The organism is Kluyvera sichuanensis, assembly GCF_014218705.1.
Classification (GTDB): Bacteria; Pseudomonadota; Gammaproteobacteria; order Enterobacterales; family Enterobacteriaceae; genus Kluyvera; species Kluyvera sichuanensis.
Window position 1 is genome coordinate 1 of record NZ_JABBJF010000055.1, and the last position, 7,429, is coordinate 7,429.

Consider the following 7,429-nt stretch of genomic DNA (forward strand, 5'->3'; position numbering starts at 1 on the left):
GGCCTCAACCTGGTGACGGCGGCTATCGTGCTGTGGAACACGGTGTACCTGGAACGCGCCACCCAGGGGTTGGTCGAGGCCGGCAAGCCGGTGGAGGGGCCCGCTTGGAAAACGGAATATCCTACGTTAAGCCTGTTTTTTATACAGACTGCTATCTACTGAGCGTAACGAACGGTATTTTCCCTGTTCCAGCTTGAGGTTTGTTCGCCAGACGTAATCTCCACTCAAGTTGATGTGTTCCCATCCCAGCGGGGACAGATGAGAAATCAGCTGTTCATTTAGTGGGATCCCTTTTCGCTTCAGAGAATCTATGGCTCTTTCTATATAGGGGTCTGACGCTCAGTGGAACGAAAACTCACGTTAAGGGATTTTGGTCATGAGATTATCAAAAAGGATCTTCACCTAGATCCTTTTAAATTAAAAATGAAGTTTTAAATCAATCTAAAGTATATATGAGTAAACTTGGTCTGACAGTTACCAATGCTTAATCAGTGAGGCACCTATCTCAGCGATCTGTCTATTTCGTTCATCCATAGTTGCCTGACTCCCCGTCGTGTAGATAACTACGATACGGGAGGGCTTACCATCTGGCCCCAGTGCTGCAATGATACCGCGAGACCCACGCTCACCGGCTCCAGATTTATCAGCAATAAACCAGCCAGCCGGAAGGGCCGAGCGCAGAAGTGGTCCTGCAACTTTATCCGCCTCCATCCAGTCTATTAATTGTTGCCGGGAAGCTAGAGTAAGTAGTTCGCCAGTTAATAGTTTGCGCAACGTTGTTGCCATTGCTGCAGGCATCGTGGTGTCACGCTCGTCGTTTGGTATGGCTTCATTCAGCTCCGGTTCCCAACGATCAAGGCGAGTTACATGATCCCCCATGTTGTGCAAAAAAGCGGTTAGCTCCTTCGGTCCTCCGATCGTTGTCAGAAGTAAGTTGGCAGCAGTGTTATCACTCATGGTTATGGCAGCACTGCATAATTCTCTTACTGTCATGCCATCCGTAAGATGCTTTTCTGTGACTGGTGAGTACTCAACCAAGTCATTCTGAGAATAGTGTATGCGGCGACCGAGTTGCTCTTGCCCGGCGTCAACACGGGATAATACCGCACCACATAGCAGAACTTTAAAAGTGCTCATCATTGGAAAACGTTCTTCGGGGCGAAAACTCTCAAGGATCTTACCGCTGTTGAGATCCAGTTCGATGTAACCCACTCGTGCACCCAACTGATCTTCAGCATCTTTTACTTTCACCAGCGTTTCTGGGTGAGCAAAAACAGGAAGGCAAAATGCCGCAAAAAAGGGAATAAGGGCGACACGAAAATGTTGAATACTCATACTCTTCCTTTTTCAATATTATTGAAGCATTTACCAGGGTTATTGTCTCATGAGCGGATACATATTTGAATGTATTTAGAAAAATAAACAAATAGGGGTTCCGCGCACATTTCCCCGAAAAGTGCCACCTGACGTCTAAGAAACCATTATTATCATGACATTAACCTATAAAAATAGGCGTATCACGAGGCCTGTGGGAGGAAAATAAAGTGTCATCCTAACTACAGGACCCTGCAACGTAGCAATTCCTGCAAAAATCCATTTAAAACAATGACTTATTTCAATTCTGCCATCTGCAAGCGTTTTGTGGGGATGGAGGCCGGAATCATTAAAGTATCATCCTAATTTTCGCTCAACCTTGGAAAATGCTGAGAATCGTAAAAATAAAGTTTCATCCTTTCCGCTACTAGTTCAAGGCTTTCTTCCGGCCGCCGGCAACAACGCTGCTTGGCTGAGGCGATCCACTTGCGCTACCGCTCACTGATCAGATCGAACTTGAACTCGACGAGCAGCCAACCATCAGGCCGAGCGTGATCGCCAAAAAAAACGGATCATGCGAAATCCTTCGTTGAGTTTGGCGCGGGTTTTAGCAAATCAGCTGGCCCGCGATCCGGTTGAGAGTGATCCGAAGCGGTCCTTGACGACCGGCACAAATCGGCCGATTCTGTTGAAAAAGTAGCTTTAGCGGCAGCCTGCCGATCAGGTGTGCCTGCTGTCGAAGTGGCTGCAAGCCACTTCAAGTTGCCTTCCGGCGTTTCACTGAGCGTCCTTGCTCAGGTTTAAGGGTTAATTTGAGGGTTTCTGCTCGTAGCAGGCATACCTATCCCGTCAGCGGTGGCCCTTGAGGCAAAAGCTTGGCCATGCGGCGCAGGTTCTGCACCATCGCAGCCAAGGTGAATTCGTCAGTGGCACCCGTTAGGCCACGCAGTCGTAAACGGTCGAGTTTCATGATCCGTTTGAGGTGGGCGAAAAGCATCTCCACCTTCTTTCGTTCGCAGCGAGAGACGAGGTACTCCGGTGTCTTGGCGATGCGTCGAGCCACGTCGCGGGCAGCCTCATGGATGCTGCGGACGATCTTCCGATTCGGCGTGTTGGGGCAGCATTTCGCTTTCAACGGGCAGGTGGCGCAGTCGGTTTGGCTGGAGCGGTAAATGACGGTTTTGGCCTTAGTTACCCGCGACCTTTGCTGGGTGAAGGCGCGCCATTCACTGCGTAGCGGTTTGCCGGCTGGGCAGCGATATTCATTGGCGTCCTGACTCCAGTGAAAGTCGTTACTGGAGAGGCTGTCGTCCTTGCGCTCGGTCTTGTCCCACACCGGCACATGCGGTTCGATGTCCTTTTCTTCGACCATCCAGGCCAGCATCGGGGCGGTGCCATAAGCGGTATCGCCGATAAGGCGTTCCGGTGTGAGATCGAACTGCGCCTCGACACGCTCGACCATCGTCCTAGTCGAATCGACTTCGGCGGTACGGTGCGCCGGGGTAGCTTCCACGTCCATGATCACACCGTGCTCAGTGTCGATCAGGTAATTCGTGGAGTAGGCAAAAAAGGCCGGGCCACCTGGCGCTGCTGTCCAACGGGACTGAGGATCAGTGAGCGAAATTTTCTTGGGAAGAGCCTCAGCCAGCGCCTCTTCATCAAGGGCTTCGAGGTACTCGCGCACTGCGCGGCTGCTGAGCTTTGGATCGTTCCAATCGACCTCATCTCCCGCCACCCCACGTTGCCGGCTGGCATCCGCCTTAATGATGCTGGCGTCGACGGCGAAACCTTCACCCTTGACTAGGCCGGCTGCCATGCAGCGCCGCAGCACCTCATTGAATAACCAGCGGAATAGATCGCTGTCACGAAAACGCCCATGGCGATTCTTCGAGAAGGTCGAGTGATTGGGGACTTCGTCTTCCAGACCCAACCGGCAGAACCAGCGATAGGCCAGGTTCAGGTGCACCTCTTCGCACAATCGCCGCTCGGAACGAATGCCATAGCAGTAGCCGACGACCAGCATGCGCACCATCAACTCCGGGTCAATCGAGGGACGCCCGATGGGGCTATAGAAATCTGCCAGGTAGGCACGTAGATCACTGAGATCCAAGCACTGGTCGATGCTGCGCAGGAGATGTTGGGCCGGGACGTGATCTTCCAGATTGAACGAGTAGAACAGGCGCTGCTGTCCTCCCGGTAACTGTCCCATCATGCTGTTCGCCCCCACGCTCGCTGACAAAGCAATTTTGCCAACGGCATGGGGAGGCCGCTACTTTTTCAACAGAATCGGCCGCACACAGCCATTCGGCTCAACAGAACCCTGCCTTTACCCCACCAAACTCCGGAAACTCGCCCGGTAGTCCGTCGGCTTGAGATGCACATGTTGGCTGAGGTCGCCGGGTAGCGTGAACAGGCGCGGACCGTCCCGAAACTGGAACACGCGATACAGATGGAATTGATCGCCCGCCTCCTTGGAGAATTCGAGTTCGTTGTGGCTGACCAAGAAAGACGAGCCTACCCCGCCATTGGTGGTTTTCACCTCGATGAAGCGCTCATGGGCGTCCTCTTCGAACGACAGGATGTCGAACCCCGCACCGTCTCCCTGGGTGTCGGACACCCAATCCAGCCGCTGAAAAAGCTCTGGGTGGCCGAGCTCGGTCAGGCGTTGCTGTTCGTAGCCAATCACCCACTGCTCCCCTGCCCGGCCCAGCTTGCGGTTGGCTTCATCGCGAGCGGCATAATCGAACTTTCGCGGTAGGCGTTGCCGTAGAGATGCCGGGGTACGCACAAGCACTTCACGGGCGGGTGGTTCTACCAAAGCCGCTCGGTAGGTTTTGTCACCCGGAAGTTTTACCTCCTCCAGGGCATCGACAAGAGCGCCGACCGTCTGCTGATGTTCCAGAACGTAGGCGTGTACGGATTTACGCAGCAGCAGTTGGCTGTTGCCGCGTGGCTTGTAGCCGTTGATATAGGGCAGGCCCAGGGCATCGAGTACGGCGCTAATGTTCTGGTGCTTGAGCTCGACTGAAGACTTGCTGCGACCGTTCAGCAGTTGGCGCAGTGCCTGGTTGTGCTCGGACTTGTGGTACGGCTCCCCAGCCGCCTCGGCACGCAGCATGTCGAAATAGTCTTCGACCGTGGCCAGGACCTCTTCTTCGGACCAGTCTTCGCCGATGCGAATGATGCGAAACCCGAGCCGCGTCAGCGCCGGAACGACGGTCGTCTCGCCACCGGAGAAGCTGTCAGCAGTGAGCGGGCCCTGCTCGGGAAATTGCTTGCCGAAGGCCACACCGGCGATGGCCTTGGAATCGCAATCGGTGCCGGTCTTCGGATCACGTACCAGGAAGTCGCGGGACTTGCCGTAGCCGTGGCGCGCCAGGAATTTCGTGCGGCCCAGTTGCACGAACTCATCGATGGCAGCCTGCACGGCGGCGGGGCTTCGAAGCTGGGAGAGTTGAGACACAGGGTCCTTCCTTACTGTCATGGTGTGCCGGGAACCGCCGAGCCACGAGATTATGAGTAGCCCCTGAACAGAAACGTCACGATAAAAGCCGTGAACGCCACCAGGCCCATTAAATCCCTTGCGTATTTGCAGCCCGTGCTGTCCAAACCTGTACCAGGTCCGATCAACACGCTCCAACCATTGAGGTACGAAAACACCGCCTGACCGAACAAAAAATGCGTGATAGCCGCCGCAGCCATGACGCCGGAATCGTCAGACAGGCTGTAGCTGTTGACCATTGCCCTGTACGCCTGCATCTGAAATGGCTATTGCCCTGATGGGAGCCGGCTTTTCAGCCACCGACACCAGCGATGCCGTCAATATTCTTTACCCGATAACCATGACCGTACAAGCTAACAAGGCCTGGCAAGCCAGCGGACTTAAAAAGTCTTTTTTTCTACCATCCCACAAAAAAGTTCGTGGTGGAGAAAAGATAAGCTATGCAAGGCTTTAGGAGACGTGGTTTTTCAGGATGACGAAGAACGATTCGGCGCTAGGTGCAACATAGGTGCATCGCACGAGCGCTAGGAACGGCGAAAAAAGGCGGACGTGGCGAAATCGGTAGACGCAGCAGACTTTAAAATTGGAGTGCCCGCGGGGAAATCCGCGGAGTAGAACCGCTCAAAGTCGGGGAACGCTAACGGGCAATACCCTAAGCCAATCCCGAGCCAAGCCCCTTCGGGGGAAGGTGTAGAGACTGGACGGGCGGCGCCTAAAGCCTTCGGGCAATGGCGAAGGGACAGTCCAGACCACGAACGTCATCAGACGGCGGCGAAAGTCGAGGTGGTACGAAAATCTGCTTCTCTGTGAGAGTACGGGTTCGAGTCCCGTCGTCCGCACCACAAAGCCAAACATCCCTGCGATGATCGACCTCTGGGCGTTTGGTCGTGAGCCCGCCACCCTCGCGCTACGCTTTGCGCAGGCGTCGAAGGCGATCAGGTGCGCCCATCGATTCCGTCGAGCACCATCGCTGCGAGTTCATCGCTGGTGTGTGCACCACTATCGAGAACACGGGTTGTGCATGGAAGCCGTTCCCTTGCGGCCAAGCATCGGGCGACATTCGCTAATCGCCACTCTCGAATCTCCGCATTTCGATTCGGGTCAGGATGCATGGTCTGGTTCGCGATCCGGTGACGCAATAGGTCCTCGTTGAGCGTCAGAAAGATGTGCAGCAGCTGATCGTCGATCCGCCTTACCCCGTCGAGTATCTCAGTCAGATAGTCCGGGTGCACGAGCGTCATTGGGATGATGATGTCCTGCGAGTAATTCCTTCGAATCTCCCTGACCGCCGCGATCGTAAGTCCCCTCCACAAGGGGAGATCCTGATAGTCTCCGCTCGCTGGCATGGGGACCGTTTCTTTCACCACGAACCCGATTTCCTCGGGGTCAAAGATCAGCGATTTGGAACGCCGATCGCGCAGCCGCTTAGCGAGCGTCGTCTTTCCGGCGCCGAAAGGTCCGTTGATCCAGATTATCATTGTCGACGGCCTCTAACCTGAAGGCTCGCAAGAGCGCTCGACGGCCTCGTGCGGAGGCACGATCGGAGTGGTTCCGAAATGCTTCTCAAGATAGGTGACGCCGAACGTCACGATGTCCTGCGCGTCGAACAGGTAGCACTGAGCAAAGCCCACGACACCTTCTCGATGGCGACCGAGCTTCACGTAAGCATTTGCTATAGTTTCAACCGCATCCGGCTTTCCTTCGATAGCAAAGCAATCGAGAATGCCGTTTGAATCGTAATCCGATGCCGTTTTCCAGGCGACTTCACCGTCTCTTCCAAGCATCGGCATCTCATACGTCACCCACCGTTTGTTGGGGATATCGGCAACCGCCTCGGCGTAGTGCAATGCGGTAACGGAGTTTAGCGGCGCACCCAACAGCAGGGCCTTCCCGCCAAGGCGAACGAACCGCTCGACGGGCGATCCTTCCCCCAAGGCGTGACCGAGTTCGTGAGGCTCCGTCAGCGTTTCAGCCAGCGGACCAACCGCGACCATCGATGCATCGGGGTGCGCGCTGCGCCGCGCGCCGGGGGCTTGAACCAGAAATTGATTCAGCAGGCCGAACCCACGGTAAGTCCCGGCTGTTGCGGGATCGAACGGCAGCCAGGTACGGCGGGCTTCGTCATCCAGCCGAGCGCCATTCAGAGTCTCCTCGTAGGGTGATCGGTCCCACGACGCGTATCCCATCACAGTGCCAGTCGGCCCAACCGCGGAGCGTAACGCGGCAACGACCGTCTCCGCTCCTCCTTCGACCGGACCAATCGCTTTAAGTGAGGCATGCACCATCAAGAGGTCACCGGTTTGGACTCCGAGTTTTTGAAGCGCCTCCGTTATTGCCTTCCGCGTATGCATCGCGATATCTCCTCTAAACTGCAAAACACTATACGGGGTCTGACGCTCAGTGGAACGAAAACTCACGTTAAGGGATTTTGGTCATGAGATTATCAAAAAGGATCTTCACCTAGATCCTTTTAAATTAAAAATGAAGTTTTAAATCAATCTAAAGTATATATGAGTAAACGGCACTGTTGCAAATAGTCGGTGGTGATAAACTTATCATCCCCTTTTGCTGATGGAGCTGCACATGAACCCATTCAAAGGCCGGCATTTTCAG

The 7,429-nt window shown here is 54.7% G+C and carries 7 protein-coding genes and 2 pseudogenes; 2 read left to right on the plus strand and 7 right to left on the minus strand.

Annotated elements, in window-relative coordinates; translation table 11 throughout:
• Window positions 1–96 (plus strand): annotated as a pseudogene (locus HII27_RS27575) (Tn3 family transposase); the annotation flags it as partial.
• A 30-nt stretch (window positions 97–126) separates the two neighbouring features.
• Here HII27_RS27575 and HII27_RS26410 read toward each other — a convergent pair.
• The 5 genes and pseudogenes from HII27_RS26410 to HII27_RS26430 all read right to left on the minus strand — a co-directional run.
• Window positions 127–327: pseudogene (locus tag HII27_RS26410) on the minus strand (Tn3 family transposase); the annotation flags it as partial.
• A gap of 147 nt (window positions 328–474) precedes the next feature.
• Window positions 475–1,335, minus strand: a complete 861-nt coding sequence (locus HII27_RS26415) for a broad-spectrum class A beta-lactamase TEM-1 (RefSeq protein ID WP_000027057.1) — start codon at window positions 1,333–1,335, stop codon at window positions 475–477.
• Window positions 1,336–2,155: 820 nt separating this feature from the next.
• The gene (locus HII27_RS26420; protein ID WP_000971921.1) at window positions 2,156–3,526 is read right to left on the minus strand and encodes an IS1182-like element ISCfr1 family transposase; all 1,371 of its coding nucleotides are present in this window, start codon (window positions 3,524–3,526) and stop codon (window positions 2,156–2,158) included.
• A gap of 114 nt (window positions 3,527–3,640) precedes the next feature.
• Window positions 3,641–4,777 carry a DUF3883 domain-containing protein gene (locus HII27_RS26425; RefSeq protein WP_000080861.1) on the minus strand — a complete coding sequence of 379 codons (1,137 nt, stop codon included), beginning with the start codon at window positions 4,775–4,777 and terminating at the stop codon, window positions 3,641–3,643.
• A gap of 50 nt (window positions 4,778–4,827) precedes the next feature.
• Window positions 4,828–5,055, minus strand: coding sequence for a hypothetical protein (locus HII27_RS26430; RefSeq protein WP_000248278.1), 228 nt, complete (start codon window positions 5,053–5,055; stop codon window positions 4,828–4,830).
• Window positions 5,056–5,078: 23 nt separating this feature from the next.
• Between HII27_RS26430 and HII27_RS26435 the strand changes: the two genes are divergently transcribed.
• A complete protein-coding gene (locus HII27_RS26435) occupies window positions 5,079–5,270 on the plus strand; it encodes a hypothetical protein (protein WP_000951934.1) in 192 nt (63 codons plus the stop codon).
• 481 nt (window positions 5,271–5,751) lie between these two features.
• Here the strand turns inward: HII27_RS26435 and HII27_RS26440 are convergent, their stop codons facing one another.
• Window positions 5,752–6,294 carry an AAA family ATPase gene (locus tag HII27_RS26440; RefSeq protein WP_000587837.1) on the minus strand — a complete coding sequence of 181 codons (543 nt, stop codon included), beginning with the start codon at window positions 6,292–6,294 and terminating at the stop codon, window positions 5,752–5,754.
• 12 nt (window positions 6,295–6,306) lie between these two features.
• Window positions 6,307–7,167, minus strand: a complete 861-nt coding sequence (aac(3)-IId, locus tag HII27_RS26445; RefSeq protein ID WP_000557454.1) for an aminoglycoside N-acetyltransferase AAC(3)-IId — start codon at window positions 7,165–7,167, stop codon at window positions 6,307–6,309.
• Between the last annotated feature and the right edge of the window lie 262 nt (window positions 7,168–7,429).

Bases quoted from the DNA above. Each gene is read 5' to 3' on its own strand.
- HII27_RS26415 (WP_000027057.1), bottom strand. From the start codon at position 1,335: ATGAGTATTCAACATTTTCGTGTCGCCCTTATTCCCTTTTTTGCGGCA.
- HII27_RS26420 (WP_000971921.1), bottom strand. From the start codon at position 3,526: ATGATGGGACAGTTACCGGGAGGACAGCAGCGCCTGTTCTACTCGTTC.
- HII27_RS26430 (WP_000248278.1), bottom strand. From the start codon at position 5,055: ATGGTCAACAGCTACAGCCTGTCTGACGATTCCGGCGTCATGGCTGCG.
- HII27_RS26435 (WP_000951934.1), top strand. From the start codon at position 5,079: ATGGCTATTGCCCTGATGGGAGCCGGCTTTTCAGCCACCGACACCAGC.
- HII27_RS26440 (WP_000587837.1), bottom strand. From the start codon at position 6,294: ATGATAATCTGGATCAACGGACCTTTCGGCGCCGGAAAGACGACGCTC.